We start from the raw sequence: 21,705 nt of genomic DNA, 5'->3' as shown, positions 1-21,705 counted from the left end.
TTTTGAAACCGTTTTCACACTAGGCGTCACCTCATGCTTGTCAAGGGAGTCGACCTGACGCCTAGTATCGCGCAGAATTACCCGATAACCTGCGCGAACATTCGCCTACAAATGTAACGTTACATGGGCAAAAGAAAGAATGACCCCGCCCGCCATCGGATCGTTGAAGCAAGGCATTCGCGCGGTCGCCGCGCAAGCCGGCGTCTCGACGGCGTCTGTCTCACGCGCGATCAACAATCCCGAAGCGGTGAGCGCTTCGCTGCGCGCGCGCATCTCGCAGGCGATCGAGGCGGTCGGCTACATCCCGCACGCGCCCGCACGCATTCTTTCTTCGCGCCGTTCGCGCACGCTGGGCGCAATCGTGCCGACCATCGACAACACGATGTTCGCGCGCGGCATCTCCTCGCTGCAAAAATATCTCTCCTCCGTCGGCTACATGCTGTTCCTGACCACCAGCGGCTACGATCTCGACACCGAGTTGGAACAGGCGCGCAACCTGATCGGCCGCGGCGTCGACGGGCTGGTGCTGCGCGGCGATTGCCATCACGACGGCTTGCGCAAATTGCTGGCCGACAACGCCGTGCCCTTCATCAATGTCGGCATCTACCGGCCGGATCGTCCCTACCCCTGCGTCGGCACTGACAATGAGGCTGCGGCCTACCGCGCCGCCGCGCATGTCGTCGAACTCGGGCATGTCCGAATCGGGATCGTCTCGGCGCTCCAGCGCAACAACGACCGCGCCAGCGCCCGCGTCGCCGGTTTTCGCCGCGCGCTGGCCGATGGCGGCATCGAATTGCCGGAGAAATGGCATGTCGAGGTGCCCTATACGCTGGACGATGCGCGCGAGGCGGCGCGCTATCTGCTCAGCCTCGACGACCGCCCGACGGCCGTCGTCTGCGGCAACGACGTCATCGCCTACGGCGTGCTGCTGGAAGCCGAGCGCAGCGGCTTTTCGGTGCCGCGCGACCTCTCCGTCGTCGGTTTCGACGACCTCGACTGGAGCCGGCATTTGCGGCCGAGCCTGACCACCATCCACGTTCCGACCGGCGAGACCTGGCAGCGCGCCGGCGAATATCTGGTGCGACGGCTGGCCGGCGAGCACACCATCATGCACCACGAAATCGACTATTCGCTCGTCGTTCGCGAATCAACGGCCCCTCCCCCAAAGCCCAACGGACGATCGCGTTGACCTACACTTTTTCGCTAGCGCAAGGTTTCCATGCCGTCGTAATCGGCGGCGCCGGCGACATCGGCGCGGCCATCAGCACATGCTTCCTCGAACTGGCGCGACGGTCACGGCCACCGCCTTCAGCGACGCCGACCTGGCGCGAACGCCGCTGAACCGCAGGCGGGACTGGAGTTGACCACGCTCGACGTCACCGACGACGCCGCGGTCGCGGCGCTGGCGCAACGGCACCGCCGCGTCGACGCGCTGGTCAATTGCGCCGGCATTCTGGCGCGCGACAAATTGAGATCGCGACCTTCATGAAGGTGCTCGACGTCAATCTGACCGGCACTATGCGACCGGAACGGTGGTCGCGGTCGACGGCGGCTTTGTCGCAGGCTAGCTTCAGTGCAGCATCGTCGTGGCCGCCGCAGTCATGGGACCGCGCACTGGGACAGCAGTGCTGTCTGATCCACGCCCGCAAGGTGAAATCAGGGACTTAGTGCTTCCGGCGCACATTCCGGATTGCCGAATTGTCGCTCCCACATCGTGGCGAACGCCGTCGCGGCGCAACATGCAAAATGAGACTACCGGTCAAGTTGCAACGGGTGAAGCCGCGTGCGCTGCCGCGATCATCGGTTAGCTTTCGCACCGGCGATCCCTGTCGCAGTACCCGCGGCTGCGCGTTCCGCAGCCGCATTGCGATTTCGGACGACCTAATAACTGACAATTCAAGGGAGGGGTTCGATGTTTAAAAGCTGTGCGGGACTCGTCGCGTTAAGCAGCCTGTTGCTTTCCGGCGCCGCCTTGGCCCAGGAGAAGATCAAGGTCGGCGTCACCGCGACCCTCGAAGGCACCTATACGGTGCTCGGCGAGGACGGGATACGCGGCCACCAGACCGCGATCAATGTGCTCGGCAAGAAGGTTGGCGACAAGGAAATCGAGTTCATCATCGCTTCGACCGACGCCACGCCCGATTCGGCCGTGCGCGCCGTGCGCAAGCTGATCGAGCAGGACAAGGTGCAGATCCTGCTGTCGCCGCTGTCCGGCGACGAAGGCATCGCGGTAAAGAACTTTGCCAAGACCAAGCCCGAGCTGACCTTCATCAACGCGGCTTCCGGCGCCCAGGAAACCACCTATGTCGATCCGGCGCCGAACTTCTTCCGCTACAACATGGACGGCGCGCAGTGGCAGGTCGGCCTCGGCAAATACGCCTATGAGACCAAGGGCTATCGCAAGATCGCTACCGTCGGCGACGACTATTCGTTCATCTACACCCAGGTGTTCGGGCTGGTGCTGGAGTTCTGCGGCGCCGGCGGACAGGTCACCAACCGGCAATGGGTGCCGCTCGGCACCAAGGATTTTGCCTCCGTGATCGCCGCGCTGCCCGACGATGTCGACGCGATCTATCTCGGGCTCGGCGGCGCGGATGCCGTCAACTTCCTGAACCAGTACCAGCAGGCCGGTGGCAAGGCGCGCCTGATGGGCGGCTCGATCATGGTCGACCAGACCATTCTCTCGGCCAAAGGCAACGCCAAGAACGCGCTGATCGGCACCATCGCCGCCAGCGGCCAGGCCGACACCTGGGAGGATCCGAACTGGCAGAAATTCGTGAAGGCCTATCAGGACGCCTTCCCGCCGGCCAAGCGGTTCCCGAGTCCCTCGCTGCTCGCCACCAACTATTACGGCTCGACCATGGCGCTCATCCTGGCGCTGCGCGAGGTCAATGGCGACCTCAGCAACAACCAGGCGAAGTACCGGGAAGCGCTGGCCAAGATCGTGCTCGACGCGCCGAACGGCAAGATCAAGCTCGACTCCAACCGCCAGGCGATAGGCACCAACTTCGTCACCGAAGTGGTCGATGACGGCAAGGGCGCGTTGTTCTCAAAGGTCGTGAAGGTCATTCCCGACGTGAACCAGACGCTCGGCTACGATCCGGCGGTGTTCGCCAAGATCGGACTGCCGAGCCGCACCGTTCCGGAGTGCAAGAAGTACTGAGCTCTTCGCATTTGCGAACGGATCCCGGTCACGCGCCGGGGTCCGTTCGTCCCCGTGCCGGACGTCATCTTTCCGCTGATCTTTCCTTGCAATCTCGCGGCGGATGTTGAACGCTGGTTGAAAAAGACAAGAACATCCCCGCGGGAGGGAAGGCATGAGCAAGGCTCTGGCCGTCTTCCACGGCCTGTTTGGTCGCGCGACGGTCTATCAGTTGAACCGGCCCTTCAACATGCATGCGCATCGCGAAGGGCATCTGGTGTTTCATGTCGGTGGGACGCCGGCCCGCATCGACGTGTGCGATGAGCGAAGGCTGCTCGCAGAAGATTCCATTGTGGCCGTCAACCCTTGGGAACCACACAATTTTATTCCCACCGATGTCGAGAACGGCGCGATCTTCTTCGTCCTCTACGTCAACCCCGAATGGTTCGCTCCCGACGCGGCCCGCGCCCACAGCCTGCGGTTCGGGCGTACCTATTTCAAGCGCACGGCCACGCTGGACCGGCATATTCGCCGATGCGCAGCGCTGGTCTGCGGCGCGCCTTCGCTAAGCACCCTTGATTGCGAACTCAGGCAGTTGATCGACAGTTGCTATGACGAAAGCTGGCAGATTCCCGAGCCGGTGCAGGAGATTCGCACCACAGCCGTTACCGACTTCCGCGTTCGCAAATCCATCAAGCTGATGTCGGAAAGTCCGGGCGCCGAGATCGAACTGGACTCGATCGCGCGGGCGTCGGGGTTGTCGCGTCCGCATTTCTACCGGCTGTTCCGCACCCAGACCGGCGTCACGCCTAACCTCTATCTCAATACCCTCATCATGGAGCAGGCGCTGGACGCGCTGGTCGCGAGCGAAGCGCCGATCGCCGACATCGGCTTCGATCTCGGCTTCTCCTCGCAAAGCGGCTTCACGCGCTTCTTCGCCGCCAATGTCGGGATGGCGCCGACCGAATACCGCCGCGCCGCCAAAGTCTTGCGGCCCTGAGCGCGAGCAACGCGAAAAGATACTGACAATCAAGTGCAGGCTTTGCGACGTCGCTAGGATGCCCTGAAAACGCGAGCCGAAAAGGCCGCGGCGTCTGGGAGGACGATATGGCGACGGCCGGACCAAAACCGTGACACGATTCATCGAACGCCATCCGGCTTGGGCGGTGATCCTGCTGATCGCGGTCGCGATCTTGCTGTGGCTGATCCTTGCGGTGTGGCCGCCCGGCCTCGAAGAGGCGATCGGCCGCAAGCGGGTGTTCCTCAACGCCGTCTTCAACGGCATCACGCTCGGCAGCCTTTACTTCCTGGTGGCGAGCGGCTTCACGCTGATCTTCGGCCTGATGCGCAACGTCAATCTGGCGCACGGCTCGCTCTACCTGTTCGGCGGCTATATCGGCTACGCCATCAGCACCTGGACCGGCTCCTGGGTGCTCGGCTTCATCGCCGCATTTCTGGGCGTAGCACTGCTCGGCGTCGTCCTGCAGATCGTCGTGTTCCGCCGCATGGAAGGGCAGGATCTGCGCCAGACCATGGTCACGATCGGGCTCTCGATCGTGTTCGCGGACCTGATGCTGTGGGTGTTCGGCGGCGATTTCTATCAGATCCAGACCCCGAACTGGCTGGTCGGCCCGATCGAGCTGCCGCTGGTGACCGCGGTCAAATCGTCCGGCGAAGCCGTCTACCTGCGCTACCCGATGGTGCGGCTGGTGATCTTCGTCGCGGCCGTCGTGATCGGTATCGCGATGTGGCTGGCGCTCAATCGGACCCGCGTCGGGATGATGGTGCGCGCCGGCGTCGACGACCGCGACATGCTCGCCGCCACCGGCGTGCCGATCCAGCTCGTGTTCGTCGCCGTGTTCGCGCTGGGCGCCGGCCTTGCCGGCATCGCGGGCGTGGTCGGCGGCACCTTTCAGTCGCTTTCGCCCGGCGAGGATACCCGCTTCCTGCTCGCCTCGCTGGTGGTCGTCATCGTCGGCGGCATGGGATCGATCCCCGGCGCGGCGCTCGGCGCGCTGATCATCGGCCTCGCCGAGCAGCTCGGCTCGGTCTACATCCCGACCTATGCGATCGTGGTGACCTTCCTCATCATGGTGCTGGTGCTGGCGCTGCGGCCGCAGGGCCTGTTGGCGAGGCGCTGACATGTCGCTGGTCCAGGGCACGCATCAGGAGACCGGCCGGCCGGCGACGGCGCGCACCAGCTGGCTGGCGTGGCCGGAATTCAACCAGCCGGCGGTCTGGCTGGTCGCGTTGATCCTGCTGATCATGCCGGCCATCGCCAGCAATTTCTTCCTGATCGAGATTTTTGCCACGACGCTGATTTTGGGGACCATCGCGCTCAGCCTGATGTTCCTGGCGGGCTATGGCGGCATGGTCAGCCTGATGCAGCTCACCATCGCCGGTTTCGCCGCCTACATGGTCGCGGTGTTCGGCATGAGCGCCAACACCAATATCAGCCTCGGCTGGCCGTGGTGGCTCGCGACTCCGATGGCGCTCGTGCTCGCGACCATCTTCGGGACGCTCGGCGGCACCCTCGCGGTGCGCACCGAGGGCATCTACACCATCATGATCACGCTGGCGATCGGCGCGGCATTCTACTATTTCACCAACCAGAATTGGGCGATTTTTGGCGGCCACACCGGCATCAACACCATCGCCACGCCGAAGTTCTGGGGCGTCGATTGGCGTTCCGACATTCCCTATTATTACGTCACGCTGGGCGTCGCGGCGTTCAGCTATTTCGCCGTGCAATATGTCTCGCGCGCGCCGTTCGGCCTCGCGCTGCAGGGCGTCCGCGACAATCCCCGCCGCATGGCGACGCTCGGCTTCAATGTCAACGCGCACCGCGTGGCGGCCTATGCCTTCGCGTCGTTTATCGCCGCCCTCGGCGGCGTGCTGCAGGTCTGGAACTACCGGCAGATCTCGCCCGGCTCGGTCAGTGTCGGCGCCTGTATCGATATTCTGATCATCGCCGTGGTCGGCGGCATCACCCGTCCCGTCGGCCCCTATATCGGCGCCTTCATCTTCGTCATCCTGCGCACTTTCGCGCTCGATCTCCTGGTCAAGTTCGGGCTCGACGGCAATCGTTTCCGGCTGCTGATCGGGCTCGGATTCCTCGCCATCGTGTTCTGGTCCTCGGACGGCGTGATCGGGCTGTGGGAGCGGTGGCGGCGCAAGGCGGCAACGGAAGGCGGAAGCCATGGCCATCGATAGCGCCGCACCGCGCTTTTCGGCCGTTGCGGCCGGCGCCGCGCTCGAATTGCGCGGCGTGACGCGGATGTTCGGCGCGCTCGCCGCGCTGACCGACATCACCATCACGGTTCGCCCGGGCGAACGCCGCGCCGTGCTCGGCTCCAACGGCGCCGGCAAGACCACGCTGTTCAACTGCGTAACCGGGGATTTTCCGCCGTCCTCCGGCACCATCCGTTTCTTCGGCGAGGACATTACCCACTTCCCGCCCTATGAGCGGATCCGGCGCGGGCTGCGCCGCACCTACCAGATCTCGGCGCTGTTTCCCGGCCTGACGGTGCGTGACAATGTCTACCTCGCCTGCCGCGGCGTTTCGCGTGGACGCTTCTCTTTGCTGCGCCCGGGTACGAACGACGCCCTGATGCACGCGACTGAATCGCTGATCCAGGCGGTGCACCTGACGGCGGTGCGGGAACAACTGGTCGCAGAGCTGGCGCACGGCCAGCAGCGCCAGCTCGAGATCGCGCTGGCGCTCGCCGGCGCGCCGCGCTTCATCCTGTTCGACGAACCGGCCGCCGGACTCTCCCCTACCGAACGCCGCGAGCTGATCGAGATCCTGACCTCGCTGCCCGCGCATATCGGCTACATCATCATCGAGCACGACATGGATGTCGCGCTGCGCGTCGTCGAGAGCGTGACGATGATGCACAACGGCCGCATCTTCAAGGAAGGGCTGCCGCACGAAATCGAGGCAGACCCCGAGGTGCAGGAACTGTATCTGGGGGCCGGCCATGGCTGAACCCCGCCGCGCCGCGCCCGCGCTCGAAGTCCGAGGCCTCGACGTCTATTACGGCCATTCGCATGCGTTGCAGGGTGTCGATCTCACGCTGGACTCCGGCGTGTTCTCCGTGGTCGGCCGCAACGGCATGGGCAAGACCACGCTGTGCAAGACCATCATGGGCCTGTTGCGGGCGAGCGGCGGCTCGGTGCGCCTGCGCGGCGAAGATATCACCCGCCTCAGCCCGGCGCGGATCGCCAAGGCCGGCGTCGGCTATGTCCCGCAGGGGCGGCGGCTGTGGCGCTCGCTCAGCGTCGCCGAACATCTGAGCCTGGCCGCCGGGATGCGACGCGGCGCCTGGACCATCGACCGCATCTACGAAACGTTTCCCCGCCTCGCCGAGCGCAAGGAGCATGGCGGCGGGCAGCTTTCGGGCGGCGAACAGCAGATGCTGGCGATCTCGCGCGCGCTACTGACCAACCCGCATCTGCTCATCATGGACGAGCCGACCGAAGGGCTGGCGCCGGTCATCGTCGCCCAGGTCGAGGAAATGCTGGTCCGCCTCGGTGAAGACGGCGAGATGTCGGTGCTGGTGATCGAGCAGAACATCGGCGTCGCCACCGCGATCTCGAAAAACGTCGCGATCATGGTCAACGGCCGGATCAACCGGATCATCGACTCCGCGCGCCTTGCCGCCGACCGCGAGTTGCAGCAACGCCTGCTGGGCGTCGGGGTCGTCGGCGTCCACGCCGAACCGGAAGCGGATATCGACGCCGCCGACGCGAGCGCCGAAGCGCGTCCTGCACCGCCGCGCCCCGCGAGCACGGCGCCGATCCGGATCTACATCTCCAATCCCACGCTGCCGACGCGCTGGTCTCAACCGGCGCCGATGGCCCGCATCGAGGCCGCCGCACGCACGCTGTCGACCGGCGTGACGCGGATCGAAGACGCTACGCGGCCAAGGCGCGCGGCCAGCGCGACCATGCAAAGCACATCCGGCCCACCCGTCGTGATCGTCGCCGGCACGCTCGATACCAAAGGCGAGGAACTGCGTTTCATCCGCGATGTGGTCGCCGGACAGGGCTTGCGGACGCGGCTGGTCGACGTCTCCACCAGCGGAAAACTTTACACTTGCGACGTCTCCGCCCAGGAAATCGCGCTGAACCACGGCCGCGGCGGTTCGAGCGTGTTCGGCTCCGACCGTGGCGCGTCGGTAGCGGCGATGGCGGACGCGTTTACGAGCTGGCTGCGCCGCCAGGGCAATATCGCGGGCATCATCTCGGCCGGCGGCTCCGGCGGCGCCTCGCTGGTCGCGCCCGCCATGCGCGCCCTCCCCGTCGGCGTGCCGAAGCTGATCATCTCGTCGGTCGCGTCGGGCGATGTCGGCCCGTATGTCGGCCCTGCCGATATCACCATGATGTATTCGGTCACCGACGTGCAGGGCCTCAACTCGATCTCGCGCGCCGTGCTCGCCAACGGCGCCAATGCCATTGCCGGCATGGTGAAGGCGCGTCTCGACGACCAGGCCAAGGTTGGACGAAACGCCCCCGCCTATCTGCCGGCGGTCGGCATCACCATGTTCGGCGTGACGACACCGGCCGTGCAGAAGATCGCGGCCGAGTTGCGCAACGACTTCGAATGTCTGGTCTTCCACGCCACCGGCGTCGGCGGCCGCTCGATGGAGAAGCTGGTCGATTCCGGCATGCTTGCCGCCGTGATCGATCTCACCACGACGGAAGTCTGCGATCTCCTGATGGGCGGCGTGTTTCCCGCGACGGAAGATCGCTTCGGCGCGGTGATCCGCACCCGCCTCCCTTTCATCGGCTCCACCGGCGCGCTCGACATGGTCAATTTCGGCGCGCCGGACACCGTCCCCGAGCGTTATCGCCAGCGTAAATTCCACGTTCACAATCCGCAGGTGACGCTGATGCGCACCTCGCCGGAGGAGAACGAGCGCATCGGGCGCTGGATCGGCGACAAGCTCAACCGGATGGATGGGCCGGTGCGCTTCTTTCTGCCGGAAGGCGGCGTCTCCGCGCTCGATTCGCCGGGCCAGCCGTTCTGGGATCCGGAGGCCGATGCTGCACTGTTCACGGCGCTGGAGCGCAGCGTGCGCCAGACCGGCAATCGCCAGCTCATCCGCATCAAGCGCCACATCAACGACCCCGAATTTGCATCCGCCATCGTCACCGCGCTCCGCCCGCTGGCCGGACGCCCGGGGACCCGTCGGAAAGTCGCGAGGTGACCATGGCAAAATTCGAACGTTCAGCGATTTTGAGCAAGTTCCGCGCCATGGCCGCCAGGGGCGAGCCGATCGTCGGCGGCGGCGCCGGCACTGGATTATCCGCCAAGTGCGAGGAAGCCGGCGGCGTCGACCTGATCGTGATCTACAATTCCGGCCGCTACCGCATGGCCGGGCGCGGCTCGCTGGCCGGCATGATGCCCTATGGCGATGCCAACGCGATCGTCGTGGAAATGGCCGGCGAAGTGCTCCCCGTCGTCACGAAGACGCCGGTGCTGGCCGGCGTCAACGGCACCGACCCGTTCCGCGACATGGACCTCTTCCTCGACCAGTTGAAGGCACTGGGATTTGCCGGCGTGCAGAACTTTCCGACCGTCGGGCTGATCGACGGCGTGTTCCGCGCCAATCTCGAAGAGACCGGAATGTCCTACGCGCTGGAGATCGACATGATCGCCAGGGCGCGTGACAAGGACATGCTGACGACGCCCTACGTGTTCAGCGAAAGCGAAGCCGCGGCGATGGCGATCGCGGGCGCCGACATCGTCGTCTGCCATCTCGGCCTCACCACCGGCGGCGCGATCGGCGCGCATACCGCATTAAGACTCGAAGACTGTCCGGAGCAGATCGACACCTGGGCGGCGGCGGCGCTGAGCGTCAACCCGGACATCCTGGTGCTGGCGCATGGCGGGCCGATCGCCGAGCCCGATGATGCCGATTTCATCATGAAACACACGCGCAAGTGCCACGGCTTCTACGGCGCCTCCTCGATGGAGCGGCTGCCGGTGGAGCGGGCGCTGACGGAACAGGTTCGTAAATTCAAGGCGATCGGCGCCCGATAACGCCGGGAGCAAAGGGAGGAAGAGATGTCGGGGACTTTGGTTGGCGAATTGATCCTCTGGCTGATCGCAGCGATCGTCGTGATCGCCATCGTCGTCTACATCGTGAACTGGCTCTACCACCGTTCGTCGAAGGAAGTGTCCTTTGTGCGAACCGGTCTGCTCGGCGAACGCGTGGTGATCAATGGCGGCGCCTTCGTGCTGCCGTTCATCCACGACTACACGCCGGTCAACATGAACGTGCTGCCGATGGGGATCGTGCGGGCCAAGCACGACGCGGTCATTACCCGCGACCGCATGCGGATCGATATCGAGGCGGATTTTTACGTCCGCGTGCAGCCCACGCGCGAGGCCGTCGCCATCGCCGCCGCCACGCTCGGACGCCGCACGCTGGAGCCCGAGCAGCTGCATGCCCTGCTCTCCGGCAAGTTCGTCTCCGCGATCCGTTCGGTGGCCGCGGAAATGACCATGGAGCAGATGCATGAGCAGCGCGGCGAATACGTCACGCGGCTCAAGGCCGCCGCCGCCGAGGCGCTGGCCCAGAACGGGCTCGAGCTGGAATCGGTCGCCATCACCGATCTCGATCAGACCGATCTCGAATTTTTCAACCCGTCGAACCGGTTCGACGCCGAGGGCTTGACGCGGCTGATGGAGGACATCGAGGCCCGGCGCAAGCTGCGCAACGACATCGAACAGGATTCGATGATCAAGATCCGCACCCGCAACCTGGAAGCCGAACGCCAGGCGCTGGAGATCGAGCGAGAGATCGAGACCGCCCGCCTCGAACAAGAGCGTGACATCGAGATGCGCCGGGCGCTGCAGCGCACCGAAGTGGCGCGCGAGCGCGCGCTGCGCGAGACCGAGGCCGAGCAGGCGCAGATCTTCGCCCGCGAGACCATCGAGAAGGCCCGCATCGCCAACGAGCAGGCGATCGCCGAAGCCCGCATCTCGTCGGAGCGAGAGACAAGGCACCGCGAGATCGAGCGCACGCGCGCGGTGGAAGAAAAGGAACTGCTGGCGCGCGAGGAAATCGAAAAAGCCAAGATCGCCAACCAGCGCGCGGTCGACACCGCGCGGATTGCCTCCGAGCGCGAGGTGCGGCAGCGCGATATCGAGCGCACGCGGACGATCGAGGAAGCCGAGATCACGGCGCGAGAGGCGGTCGAGAAGGCGCGTATCCAGCAGGATCGTTCCATCACCGATGCGCGGATCGCCAACGAGGAGGAGACCCGCAGGCGCGAAATCGAGCGCACCCGCGCGGTCGAGGAAGCCGAGATCGCCGCGCGCGAGGCCACCGAAAAGGCCCGGATCGCCCAGACCACCATCGTCAATGTCGAGCGTATCGCCTCCGACGAGCGTACCCGGTCGCTGGAGATCGCGCAGGTCCGCACCATCCAGGAAGCCGAGATCGAGGCGCAAAAATCCGTGGAGGCCGCGAGGATCGCGCGGGAGCGGACGCTGGCCGCCGAACGCATCGGGTCCGAGCATGCCACCCGCAAGCTGGAGATCGAGCGCAACCAGGCGCTGGAAGTCGCCGGGATCAGCGCACGCGAGGCGACCGAAGCCTCGCGAATCGCCCAGGAAGAGCGCGTCCGCTCGCTCGAAATCGCGCGCAACCGCACCATCGAGGAGGCCGACATCGCCTCGCGCGAAGCCATCGAGGCCGCGCGCATTGCCCAGGAGAAGGTGATCGCCGCCCAGCGCATCCGGGCGGAGAAGGAGACGCGAGGACTCGAGATCGATCGTACCGAATCGATCGAGGCCGCCGAACTCAAGCGGCGCGATGCGATCGAACGACGGCGCGTCGAGGTCGAACTGGCGCTGGAGGCCGAGCGCATCGCCTCATCCCGGACCCGCGAAGTGCTCAATATCGACCAGAAAAAGGCGGTCGAGATCGCCGACGAGGAACGCGTGATCGCGCTCGCCGCCAAGCGCTCCGAGCGGATCGACGCCGACCGCCAGGTCAGGCAGGCGGAAATCATCGCGCGCAAGGAAGTCGAGACCACGGATGTCTCGCGCGAACAGGCGCTTGAAGCGGCCAGGCTGGCCCGCCGCCGCGCCATCGAGCAGCTCGAAGTCGCTCGCGTCCAGGCGCTGCAGGAAGCCGAGATCGCCTCCCGCGAGGAAGTCGAGCGCGCCCGCATCGCCTCCGACCGCGGCCTCGACGAAGCCCGCGTCGGCCGCGAGCGCGATCTGCGCAAGCTGGAGGTCAACCGCGAGAAGGAAGTCGAGACCGCATTGATGGAAAAGGCGATCGCGCTTTACCAGAAGTCGCTGGAAGAATCCGCCGCCAAGGTGGCCGCCGAGGATGCGCGCGTGGGGGCGACCCAGGCCGCCGAACGCGTCGTCACGGCCCGCGACAGCGAGATCGCAAAACGCCAGAAGACCATCGAGGTGCTGCTCGCGGAGAAGCGGGCCGAGGAGACCAAGATCGCGGCCGACGCCGAGCGTGTCCGCGCCGCCGTCGAGGCCGAGGCGCAGCGGCTGCTCAACGAAGCCGAAAACGTGCTCACCGACCAGGCGCGCTACTCGCTGTTCCGCCGAAAACTGCTCGACCGCATCGAGGGCATCGTGCGCGAGAGCGTCAAGCCGATGGAGAAGATCGAGGGGATTCGAATTCTCAGTGTCGACGGCCTCAATGGCGGCGGCGGCGGCGGTGGCAACGGCGGTCGCAGCCCGACCGACGAGGTGATCGACTCCGCGCTGCGCTACCGCGTCCAGGCGCCGCTGATCGATTCGATCCTGGCCGACATCGGCGTCGAAGGCGGCAGCCTCGCCAAGATGCCCGGCCTCATTCGCGAAGCGCGCGACATGCAGGGCATCAAGGAGGCGGCACGCAAGAGCGGCCAGGCCAGGCCCGACACGCCGCCTGCCCCCGACGCCTCCGGGGAGCCTGTTCCCGAACGCGGCCCGCGCAAGAAGGGATAACCGCACGCCATGGCCCGCGTCTATGTTTCCACCGTCGTCAACGCCCGCAACGACCGCGTCTGGGCGCGCGTGCGCGATTTCAACGGCCTGCCGAACTGGCATCCCGCCATCGCCGAGAGCCGCATCGAGGGCGGCGAACCCGCGGACAAGATCGGCTGCGTGCGGGATTTTCGCCTGCGCAATGGCGACCGCATCCGCGAAAAGCTGCTCGGGCTCTCCGACTACGACATGTTCTGCACCTACTCCATCCTGGAATCGCCGATGGGCGTGGAGAACTACGTCGCCACCCTGCGGCTCACGCCGGTGACCGACGGCGACCAGACGTTCATGGAATGGACCGCCGAATTCGACTGCGCGCCCGAGCGCGAGACCGAGCTCGTCAGCAATATCGGCGGCGGCGTGTTCCAGGGCGGTTTTGACGCGCTCAAACGCGCGTTCGGAGGCTAGCGTGCCGCATATCGTCAAAAGCACCGTGCTCGACGCGCCGACCGGCGCGGTGTGGAACGTGCTGCGCGATTTCAACGGCCATGACCGCTGGCATCCGGCGGTGGCGACCAGCACCATCGAGCGCGCGCAGGCTTCCGACAAGATCGGCTGCATCCGGCGCTTCAAGCTGCAGGACGGCTCGGAACTGCGCGAGCAATTGCTGGCGCTGTCGGACCTCGAACAGACGTTCACCTACTGCCTGCTCGATACGCCGATCCCGATGTTCAACTATGTCGCCCATGTCCGCCTGCTGCCGGTCACCGACGGCGACCGCACCTTCTGGCACTGGGAATCCCGCTTCACGACGCGGCCCGCGGATGCAACCCAGCTGACGCAGATGGTTTCGGAACAGATCTATCAAGCCGGCTTCGATGCGATTCGCCGGCACCTGAGGGAGGCCGCATGAAAGCGGAGGCAACATGCCCGTCACGGTGAAGACGTTTGGAAGTACGGGTGAGGCCGCATCGGCGCTGTCGTCCGACCGCAGCGCACGCTATCTCGGCGGCGGCACGCTGGTCATGCGCGCGCTCAACGAAGGCGACATCTCGATCTCGACGGTGGTGCGCGCGACCGACCAGGCGCTCTCCCGCATCGACGTGACGAGTTCGCGGATCACGATCGGCGCCGGCGTGACCTTTGCGAAGATCCTGGCCGAGCGCGAGCTGGCTTTCCTCCATGCGCCGGCGCGATCAATCGGCGGGCCGGCGGTGCGCAACATGGGCACCGTGGGCGGCAATCTGTTCGCGCCCAATCCGTATGGCGACTTCACCGTCGCGCTGCTGGCGCTCGATGCCACCGTCTCCGTCCAGGGCGGGCTCGGCGCACGCGATCTGCCGATCGAGGAATTTCTGCAATCGCGCGAACGGCAGAGCGGCGCGCTGGTGCTCGCCGTCTCCTGCCAGCGGCCCGCGACCGCCGACGCCTTTCGCTATCGCAAGATCGCGCGGATCAAGCCGAAGGGCGGCTCGGTGATCACGCTGGCGGCACATCTGCCGGTCAGCAGTGGCCGCATCTCGGGCGCGCGCATCGCGCTGGGTTCAATGGCCGCGATGCAGATCCGCGCGCGGGCCGCCGAACGCGCCCTGGAGGGGCGTGCGCTCGACGACGCCGCGATCAATGCCGCGGCGGCGGTGGCCGCCGAAGGTGTATCGCCCACCGACAACGCGCTCGGCAGCGCCTGGTATCGCCGCGAGATCGTCGGCGTTCATTTGCGCCGCCTGCTGTCCGGCCTGGAGTAAGCCTCATGACCAAAACCCCGCTCCAGTTTCGTCACAATGGCCGCGACGTCGCGGTGTTCGTCGATGGCGGCGTCAACCTGCTGGTCGCGCTGCGCGAAGGCATCGGCGACATGACGCCGAAGTTCGGCTGCGGCCAGGGCGGCTGCGGCGCCTGCAGCGTGCTGATCGACGGCGAACTGCATCTGTCCTGCCTGACGCTGGCGGAATCCGCGAACGGCCGCTCGATCCAGACGCTCGACGGGCTGAAGGACGGCCCCAACCTGCATCCGCTGCAGCGCGCGTTCATGGAGCAGTTCGCGGCGCAGTGCGGCTACTGCACGCCGGGCATGCTGATGGCCGCAAAAGCGCTGCTCGACCGCAATCCCTCGCCGACCCGCGCCGAAGTCGTCGAGGCGATCTCGGGCAATATCTGCCGCTGCACCGGCTATGAGCCGATCATCAACGCCGTCCTCGCCGCCGCATCTGGCGGCCGCGCCCGCGCCTGAAGGAAACGACCATGCTGGAACTGCGCAAGGACATCTTTGCCGACGAGCGCGACGACAATCTGAACGAGATCGGCAAGGGCACCCAGCGCCAGGACATGCTCGGCCATGTCACCGGCGCCTCGACCTATTTCGACGATCATAAACTTCAAGGCATGCTGCATCTGAAGGTGCTGCGCAGCCCGCACGCCCACGCCCGCCTGCGTCGCATCGACACCACGGAAGCCGAGCGCGCGCCCGGCGTCCGCCGGATCATTCGCGGCGCCGACGTGCCGGTCAATCTCAACACACTCCTTAGCCTGATCAACTTCGGCAAGGACGACGAGCCGTCGCTGGCCGTCGACAAGGTGCGCTACAAGGGCGAGCCGATCGTCGCCATCGTCGCCGACAGCCCGCGCGAAGCCTTCGAGGCGCTCGCGAAGGTGCGGGTCGATTACGAACCGCTGCCGGCGGTTTTCGATGTCGAGGAAGCGCTGAAGCCGGGCGCGCCCGTCGTCAACGAGACCTATCCCAAGAACACGTTCGTCTATCACGACCTCTACGACCACCAGAAACTGCGCTTCGGCGACGTCGAGCGCGGTTTTGCCGAGGCTGACCACGTCCTCGAACAGCGCTACCAGATGTCGCCGATCGAGCACGCGCCGACCGAAACCAACGGCTCGATCGCGGCGCCCGACACCAACGGCCGCTATGTCGTCTACACCTCGACGCAGGCGCTGTTCTTCTCGCTCGATACCTGCGCCAAGATCCTCGACGTTCCCTCCAACACCTTCCATTTCATCGGCGGCACCGTCGGCGGCGGCTTCGGCGGCAAGGTGGATACGCTGACCGAGCCGCTCGCCATTCTCGGCGCGATGCTGACCGGACGTCCGGTGCGCTACCAACTCGGCCGCGAGGAGGAGATGCAGTTCGGATCCCCGCGCGGGGCGGAGCGCATCTACATCAAGGACGGCGTGATGCGCGATGGACGCATCGTCGCGCGCAAGATCCGCGCCTATTTCGACAGCGGCGCCTATACCCGGCTTTCGAGCTACGCCGTCGTCAAATGCGCGGCGCATCTGCCCGGCCCCTACACGATTCCCAACGTCTACGGCGATATCTATTGCGTGTTCACCAACCGGACGCCGGCGACCGCCATGCGCGGCTTCGGCGTTACGGCGATGGACTTTGCGCTCGAATGCCAGATGGACAAGCTCGCGCATCTCGTCGGCATAGACCCCATGGAGTTCCGCATCCTCAACGCCTATCGCGATGGCGACATGAAGGCGCACCGGCGCGAGGCGAAGAACACCGCGCTGATCGAATGCGTTCAGGTCGCCGCCGAGAAGGCCAAATGGCCGCTTCGCGAGGACGTGAAGCGGATGTCGTCGCGCACGGATGGCGGTGGCAGCCGCGCGACAATCTCGCCGACGCCGCGCGAGCCGGCTCCGCAACGCGCCGCGGCTTCGCAGCAACGGACCACCTATGATCGCGCACCGCCCGTGGCGACCCAGCCGCCGCCTTCTCCCACGCCGCCGCCGCCGCGACCATCCACTCCCGCGCCGTCGCACGGCGCCACCCGTTTTTCGTCCGTCTTCGGCACCAGGAGGCGCTGACCATGGCCCGGCATCGCGGACGCGGCATCGCGTCGATCAACTATCCCATCGGCATGAACCTCGGCGGCGATCCCAGCCAGGCGCTGGTGCACTCCAACCCCAGCGGCAAGTTCACGGTCTCGCTGTCGTCGATCGATCTCGGCCAGGGCATGAAATCCGTGACACGGCAGATCTGCGCGGAGACGCTGGGTGTGCCGGTCGAGGACGTCTATGTCGACACCGCGGACTCCGACACCGGTCCGCACTGCATGGGCTCGTTCGCCTCGCGCGGCACCCATCGCGTCGGCAATGCGGTGATGGCGGCGGCCAAGGAGGCGCGCGGCGTCATGATGGAGGCCGCTGCCGAGGAGCTGGAGGTCAACGCCGCCGATCTCGACACCGACGGGCGCGGCAATATCCATGTCAAGGGCGCGCCGCATCGCTCGATCTCCACCAAGGAGGTCGCCATCGCCGCGCAGTTCAAGCAGGGCAAGACGATATCGGGACGCGGCATCTTTCTGGTGCCGTTGTCCGAGGTCAATCCCGAGACCGGCGAGATGTCGCCGGCAACTTGTTATGCGCACGCCTGCCTGGTCGCCGAGGTCGAGGTCGACGACGAGACCGGCGAGGTCGCGATGGTGCGAATGGACAGTGCGTATGAGCTCGGCCGCGCGCTCAATCCCCGCCTCGTCGAGCAGCAGCTGGTCGGCGGGGCATGGATGGGGATCAGCCACGCGCTATTCGAAACGCCCGAGCCTTATTATCCCGATCCCTCGCATGGCCCGCGGGACTTCGTCGAATATCTGATGCCCGGCCCCGGCGACATCTGCCCGCACGATATTGCCGTGCTGGAACGTCCCGCGGCGGACGGACCGTTCGGCGCCAAGGGCCCCGGCGAGATGTGCGCTAATCCGGTGCTGCCCGCAGTGGCCAACGCGATCTTCAACGCGGTCGGCGTGCGGATGGATGAGCTGCCGATCACGCCGGAAAAAGTGTTGCGGGCGATCAAGGCGCAGGGCGGCGCGCGGCCGCAGGCCCGGCGCTGAACATGGCGGTGCGCGGCAACATCGTCGGCATCGACAGCCCCGAGGCGCTCGAACGGGCGCTGCGGACGGCGTATTACCTGGCCGACGAAGGCCTCGCGACCGCGGCCTATCTCGGGCTGGCGCTCGGCAAGCCGCTCCTGCTGGAGGGCGCGCCCGGTGTCGGCAAGACCGAAGCGGCAAAAGCGATCGCCGCCGTGCTCGGCCGCCGCCTGATCCGCCTGCAATGCTATGAGGGCATCGACGCGTCCGCCGCGCTCTATGAGTGGAACTATCCGCGCCAGATGCTGGCGATCCGCCAGGCCGGCGAGGAGAGCATCGATATCTATGGCGAGACGTTCCTGATCGAGCGGCCAATGCTCGCGGTCTTGCGCGCACCCGACTCCACCGTTCTCTTGATCGACGAAATCGACCGCGCCGACCAGGAGTTTGAGGCGTTTTTGCTCGAGTTCCTCTCCGACTTCCAGATTTCGATCCCCGAGCGCGGCACGGTGCGCGCGGCGGAACGCCCCGTCGTCGTGCTGACCTCGAACCGCACCCGCGACCTGCACGAGGCGCTGCGACGTCGTTGTGTCTATCACTGGATCGACTATCCGACCGCCGAGCGCGAGGCGCGCATCGTGATGATGCGGGCCTCGAGCGTCGCCGAATCGACCGCGCGCGCCGTCGTCGCCGCGGTCGGAAAACTGCGACGCGAGCCGCTGAGCAAGGCGCCGGGCATCGCGGAAGCGGTGGACTGGGCCGAAGCGGCCACGCTGCTGCACGAGCGCGGCGCGCGCTGGCCGGAGGCCTTCAAGCGCTCGATCGGCGTGGCGCTGAAGGACGAGGAGGATCTCACCTACATCTCCGGCCGGCTCGACGCCCTGATTGCGGAGGCTGCCGCATGAGCGATGAGCCCCAATTGCCGCACGCGGCCCGCGTCTTCGTGTCCTTTGCCGCGCTGCTGCGAATCAACGGCTTTGCGGTGGCGCCGGAGCAGACAACGGCGTTTCTGTCGGCGATCGAGCTGCTGGGCCCTCGCAGCATGGAAGCCATTCGGCAGGCGGGGCTGGCCACGTTCGGCCCGCCGCCCGAGCGGCGCGCGACCTATGACCGGCTGTTCGACCTGCATTTCATCGGCAGCGAGACGATCGACCATGCCGGTGCGGAAGACGAAGAAGTCGTTCGGCTGCAGGAGGAAAGCCGCGGCGAGGACGAGACCTTGCTGGCCGACGAGACCAACGAGTCCGGACTGGTCGCCGCGCGCACGGAGGCGCTGGTCGAACGCCGGTTTGCGACGAGCGCGACCGGCGACGCCTTGCGCAAACTATCGCGCGAGGCCCCTGCGCGGCTGCCGCGGCGGCGCGGCCATCGCCGGATGCGCTCCCGCCGCGGTCCGTTTGCCGATCTGCGACGTACGCTGCGTGAAAGTGTCCGCAGTGACGGCGAGGTGCTGCGGCTCGGGCGGCTGAAGCGGCGCGCACGGCCGCGCAAGATCCTTCTGTTGATCGACGTCTCCGGCTCGATGAAGAGCCGCACCGACGACAACATGAAGCTCGCGCATGCGTTGATCCATGCAGCGCCGCATGTCGAGGTATTCACCTTCGGCACGCGGCTCACGCGTGTGACCCGCGCGCTTCGTCTCAAGCGCCGCGAGCAGGCACTTTCCGCCGCCGCGCATCTGGTCAGCGACTGGGACGGCGGCACACGGATCGGCGATGCGCTGCAGGCATTCCTCGCCGTGCCACGATTCGGCGGCTACGCGCGGGGTGCGGCTGTCGTCATCGTCTCCGACGGACTGGAGCGCGGCGACCCCTCCGCGTTGCGCGATGCCGTCGCCAAACTGTCGCGGCGCGCCTGGCGGCTGAGCTGGCTGACGCCGCTGGCTTCCGGACCCGGCTTTCAGCCGCAGACCGAGGCGCTGATCGCGATCCGGCGCTTTGTCGATGACCTGGTCGACGGCGGATCGACCGCCGCGATCGTCTCGCACGTTCTCTCGCTTGGACAAAGGAAGGCTGCGTGACCGACATCGTCGACGCCCATCATCACATCTGGCGGCAGGCCGACCTGCCCTGGCTTTCGGGCCCGATGCAGCCGCGCATCTTCGGACCCTACGAGCCGATCCGCCGCGACTATCCGATCGAAGAATATCTCGCCGACCTCGCCGGCTGCGGCGTGACGCGCTCGGTCTATGTGCAGACCAACTGGGCCAACGACCGTTTTGAGGACGAAACCGCCTGGGTGCAGCAAACCGCCAAGGAGCACGGCTGGCCGCACGCCATCGTCGCCTACGCCGACTTCAACGTCGAAGACGTCCGTCCACAACTGGACCGTCTGGCGCGCTATCCGCTGGTGCGCGGCGTGCGCATGCAATTGCACTGGCACGACAACCCGCTCTACCGCTTTGCCGCGCGGCCGGACCTCTGCGCCGATCCGACCATCCGCCGCAACATCGCCCGGCTCGCCGAATATGGCTTCAGCTTCGATTTGCAGGTGTTCGCGCCGCAGATGGCTGATGCCGTCGGACTCGCCGACGCCTGTCCCGGCGTGATCTTCGTCCTGCAGCATGCCGGCATGCTGGAAGACCTCTCGCCCGCGGGCCGCTCGGCCTGGCGCGGCGGCATGATGCGGCTGGCCGCCTGTCCGAATATCGTCGCAAAACTTTCCGGCCTCGGCACCTTCATCCATCGCAACGATCCGGCGCTCATCACCGAGATCGTGGCCGACACGGTGGCGATCTTCGGCGCCGAGCGCTGCCTGTTCGGCTCCAACTTTCCGATCGAGAAACTTTGGACCAGCTATCGCGAACTGGTCGATGCCCATCGCGCCGCGATTGCCCATCTGAACGCCGAACAACGCGAAGCCGTCCTGAGCAGGACCGCCGCGCGCGTTTACCGGCTGCAAACCTGAGAATACGGGGAGAGTCACATGCCGCTTGAAATCAAGATTTTGGACTATGGGGATATCGAACTGGAATCGAGTTTTCTGGTGCTGGGGCGCGATTGCGGCCGGACCCGCCGCGTCCTGACGCTGGGCTTTCTGATCACCGGCGGTCCCTGGCCGGTCGTGGTCGATACCGGCTACCGCTCCAATCAGATCATGGAAACGCTGGGCATGCGCGGGCTGCAGTTCCACGAAAACATGATCGAGAACCAGCTGGCGCGCCACGGCGTGCGGATGGGCGACGTCCGCTATGTCTGCCACACCCATCTGCACATCGACCACGCCGGTAAGGATGATCTGTTTCCGATGAACACGACGGTGGTGCTCAACCGCAAGGAATTGGAGTATTCCGTCTCCGGCCTGATGCATCCGCAATATCCGGCGCCCGACATCAAGCATTTGATCGACCGCCTGCACACCAAGAGCGCATTGCGGTTTCTCGATCTCGAAATCACCGGCCCAGTCGAACTGATGCCCGGCGTCTATTGCGACGCCGCCAACGCCCACACCGAGGGCTCGATGAACATCCACGTTCACACCGCCGACGGCATCGCCACCATCTGCGGCGACGTAATCTATGATTTCAACGACCAGATCGTGACCCCCTTCAACGAGATCAACGACGGCGAGCCGCGCACCACGGGCAATCACGGCACCAGCAAGCGCGCGGAGAAAGCCGCGATCAAGAAGCTGCTCAGCAGCTCGCGCTATCTGCTGCCGGTGCACGACCGGCCCGCGAAGATCGAGGGCGGCAACGTGGTCGGCCGGCTGCACGATCAGGTGCCGGGGCCGGTGGTGCAAAGCCTGCCCCAGCGCAACTGGTTCCCTGCCTGAAGCCCAAGCAA

Annotated in this window: 20 protein-coding genes; all 20 read left to right on the top strand. The window is 66.0% G+C overall.

From position 1 onward, the window contains the following. Positions 1-139 precede the first annotated feature (139 nt). The 20 genes from QUH67_RS07615 (at position 140) to QUH67_RS07520 (ending at position 21,694) form a co-directional block, all read left to right on the top strand. Complete coding sequence (locus tag QUH67_RS07615) at positions 140-1,189, top strand: LacI family DNA-binding transcriptional regulator (RefSeq protein ID WP_300946068.1); 1,050 nt, start codon at positions 140-142, stop codon at positions 1,187-1,189. A 171-nt stretch (positions 1,190-1,360) separates the two neighbouring features. Then, the gene (locus QUH67_RS07610; protein WP_300946067.1) at positions 1,361-1,489 is read left to right on the top strand and encodes a hypothetical protein; all 129 of its coding nucleotides are present in this window, start codon (positions 1,361-1,363) and stop codon (positions 1,487-1,489) included. A 423-nt stretch (positions 1,490-1,912) separates the two neighbouring features. Next, positions 1,913-3,163 carry an ABC transporter substrate-binding protein gene (locus tag QUH67_RS07605; protein WP_300946066.1) on the top strand — a complete coding sequence of 417 codons (1,251 nt, stop codon included), beginning with the start codon at positions 1,913-1,915 and terminating at the stop codon, positions 3,161-3,163. 154 nt (positions 3,164-3,317) lie between these two features. Then, positions 3,318-4,142, top strand: coding sequence for an AraC family transcriptional regulator (locus QUH67_RS07600; RefSeq protein WP_300946065.1), 825 nt, complete (start codon positions 3,318-3,320; stop codon positions 4,140-4,142). A gap of 130 nt (positions 4,143-4,272) precedes the next feature. Further along, a complete protein-coding gene (locus tag QUH67_RS07595; protein ID WP_300946064.1) occupies positions 4,273-5,283 on the top strand; it encodes a branched-chain amino acid ABC transporter permease in 1,011 nt (336 codons plus the stop codon). A 1-nt stretch (position 5,284) separates the two neighbouring features. Beyond that, positions 5,285-6,355: a branched-chain amino acid ABC transporter permease gene (locus QUH67_RS07590; protein ID WP_300946063.1), complete on the top strand. Its 1,071-nt coding sequence runs from the start codon at positions 5,285-5,287 to the stop codon at positions 6,353-6,355. Beyond that, complete coding sequence (locus QUH67_RS07585; protein WP_300947966.1) at positions 6,348-7,130, top strand: ABC transporter ATP-binding protein; 783 nt, start codon at positions 6,348-6,350, stop codon at positions 7,128-7,130. The genes QUH67_RS07590 and QUH67_RS07585 overlap by 8 nt, the downstream gene beginning before the upstream one ends. Beyond that, a complete protein-coding gene (locus QUH67_RS07580) occupies positions 7,123-9,354 on the top strand; it encodes an ABC transporter permease (RefSeq protein ID WP_300946062.1) in 2,232 nt (743 codons plus the stop codon). The genes QUH67_RS07585 and QUH67_RS07580 overlap by 8 nt, the downstream gene beginning before the upstream one ends. Positions 9,355-9,356: 2 nt before the next feature. Then, positions 9,357-10,190 carry a phosphoenolpyruvate hydrolase family protein gene (locus QUH67_RS07575; RefSeq protein ID WP_300946061.1) on the top strand — a complete coding sequence of 278 codons (834 nt, stop codon included), beginning with the start codon at positions 9,357-9,359 and terminating at the stop codon, positions 10,188-10,190. Positions 10,191-10,214: 24 nt separating this feature from the next. Then, entirely contained in the window at positions 10,215-13,115 is a 2,901-nt protein-coding gene (locus tag QUH67_RS07570) for a flotillin family protein (protein ID WP_300946060.1), read from the top strand. A 9-nt stretch (positions 13,116-13,124) separates the two neighbouring features. After that, positions 13,125-13,562: an SRPBCC family protein gene (locus QUH67_RS07565; RefSeq protein WP_300946059.1), complete on the top strand. Its 438-nt coding sequence runs from the start codon at positions 13,125-13,127 to the stop codon at positions 13,560-13,562. A 1-nt stretch (position 13,563) separates the two neighbouring features. After that, complete coding sequence (locus tag QUH67_RS07560; protein ID WP_300946058.1) at positions 13,564-14,007, top strand: SRPBCC family protein; 444 nt, start codon at positions 13,564-13,566, stop codon at positions 14,005-14,007. A 13-nt stretch (positions 14,008-14,020) separates the two neighbouring features. Then, positions 14,021-14,839: an FAD binding domain-containing protein gene (locus tag QUH67_RS07555; RefSeq protein ID WP_300946057.1), complete on the top strand. Its 819-nt coding sequence runs from the start codon at positions 14,021-14,023 to the stop codon at positions 14,837-14,839. A gap of 5 nt (positions 14,840-14,844) precedes the next feature. After that, a complete protein-coding gene (locus tag QUH67_RS07550) occupies positions 14,845-15,324 on the top strand; it encodes a (2Fe-2S)-binding protein (RefSeq protein WP_300946056.1) in 480 nt (159 codons plus the stop codon). A gap of 11 nt (positions 15,325-15,335) precedes the next feature. Further along, a complete protein-coding gene (locus QUH67_RS07545; RefSeq protein ID WP_300946055.1) occupies positions 15,336-16,916 on the top strand; it encodes a xanthine dehydrogenase family protein molybdopterin-binding subunit in 1,581 nt (526 codons plus the stop codon). A 2-nt stretch (positions 16,917-16,918) separates the two neighbouring features. Next, positions 16,919-17,941 carry a xanthine dehydrogenase family protein molybdopterin-binding subunit gene (locus tag QUH67_RS07540; RefSeq protein WP_300946054.1) on the top strand — a complete coding sequence of 341 codons (1,023 nt, stop codon included), beginning with the start codon at positions 16,919-16,921 and terminating at the stop codon, positions 17,939-17,941. 2 nt (positions 17,942-17,943) lie between these two features. After that, positions 17,944-18,825, top strand: a complete 882-nt coding sequence (locus tag QUH67_RS07535; protein WP_300946053.1) for an AAA family ATPase — start codon at positions 17,944-17,946, stop codon at positions 18,823-18,825. Beyond that, entirely contained in the window at positions 18,822-19,940 is a 1,119-nt protein-coding gene (locus QUH67_RS07530) for a vWA domain-containing protein (RefSeq protein WP_300946052.1), read from the top strand. The genes QUH67_RS07535 and QUH67_RS07530 overlap by 4 nt, the downstream gene beginning before the upstream one ends. After that, positions 19,937-20,827: an amidohydrolase family protein gene (locus QUH67_RS07525; RefSeq protein ID WP_300946051.1), complete on the top strand. Its 891-nt coding sequence runs from the start codon at positions 19,937-19,939 to the stop codon at positions 20,825-20,827. Before QUH67_RS07530 ends, QUH67_RS07525 begins: the two co-directional genes overlap by 4 nt. 18 nt (positions 20,828-20,845) lie before the next feature. Further along, positions 20,846-21,694 carry an MBL fold metallo-hydrolase gene (locus QUH67_RS07520; protein WP_300946050.1) on the top strand — a complete coding sequence of 283 codons (849 nt, stop codon included), beginning with the start codon at positions 20,846-20,848 and terminating at the stop codon, positions 21,692-21,694. The last annotated feature ends 11 nt before the right edge of the window (positions 21,695-21,705 follow it).

The organism is Bradyrhizobium roseum, from assembly GCF_030413175.1.
In the GTDB taxonomy this organism is placed as follows: domain Bacteria; phylum Pseudomonadota; class Alphaproteobacteria; order Rhizobiales; family Xanthobacteraceae; genus Bradyrhizobium; species Bradyrhizobium roseum.
This window is presented reverse-complemented; position numbering and strand designations above follow the sequence as displayed.

Coding starts and splice junctions, on each gene's coding strand:
- QUH67_RS07600 (WP_300946065.1), top strand. CDS start 3,318: ATGAGCAAGGCTCTGGCCGTCTTCCACGGCCTGTTTGGTCGCGCGACG.
- QUH67_RS07570 (WP_300946060.1), top strand. CDS start 10,215: ATGTCGGGGACTTTGGTTGGCGAATTGATCCTCTGGCTGATCGCAGCG.
- QUH67_RS07550 (WP_300946056.1), top strand. CDS start 14,845: ATGACCAAAACCCCGCTCCAGTTTCGTCACAATGGCCGCGACGTCGCG.
- QUH67_RS07530 (WP_300946052.1), top strand. CDS start 18,822: ATGAGCGATGAGCCCCAATTGCCGCACGCGGCCCGCGTCTTCGTGTCC.
- QUH67_RS07565 (WP_300946059.1), top strand. CDS start 13,125: ATGGCCCGCGTCTATGTTTCCACCGTCGTCAACGCCCGCAACGACCGC.
- QUH67_RS07580 (WP_300946062.1), top strand. CDS start 7,123: ATGGCTGAACCCCGCCGCGCCGCGCCCGCGCTCGAAGTCCGAGGCCTC.
- QUH67_RS07555 (WP_300946057.1), top strand. CDS start 14,021: ATGCCCGTCACGGTGAAGACGTTTGGAAGTACGGGTGAGGCCGCATCG.
- QUH67_RS07590 (WP_300946063.1), top strand. CDS start 5,285: ATGTCGCTGGTCCAGGGCACGCATCAGGAGACCGGCCGGCCGGCGACG.
- QUH67_RS07605 (WP_300946066.1), top strand. CDS start 1,913: ATGTTTAAAAGCTGTGCGGGACTCGTCGCGTTAAGCAGCCTGTTGCTT.
- QUH67_RS07535 (WP_300946053.1), top strand. CDS start 17,944: ATGGCGGTGCGCGGCAACATCGTCGGCATCGACAGCCCCGAGGCGCTC.
- QUH67_RS07540 (WP_300946054.1), top strand. CDS start 16,919: ATGGCCCGGCATCGCGGACGCGGCATCGCGTCGATCAACTATCCCATC.
- QUH67_RS07520 (WP_300946050.1), top strand. CDS start 20,846: ATGCCGCTTGAAATCAAGATTTTGGACTATGGGGATATCGAACTGGAA.
- QUH67_RS07545 (WP_300946055.1), top strand. CDS start 15,336: ATGCTGGAACTGCGCAAGGACATCTTTGCCGACGAGCGCGACGACAAT.
- QUH67_RS07615 (WP_300946068.1), top strand. CDS start 140: ATGACCCCGCCCGCCATCGGATCGTTGAAGCAAGGCATTCGCGCGGTC.
- QUH67_RS07575 (WP_300946061.1), top strand. CDS start 9,357: ATGGCAAAATTCGAACGTTCAGCGATTTTGAGCAAGTTCCGCGCCATG.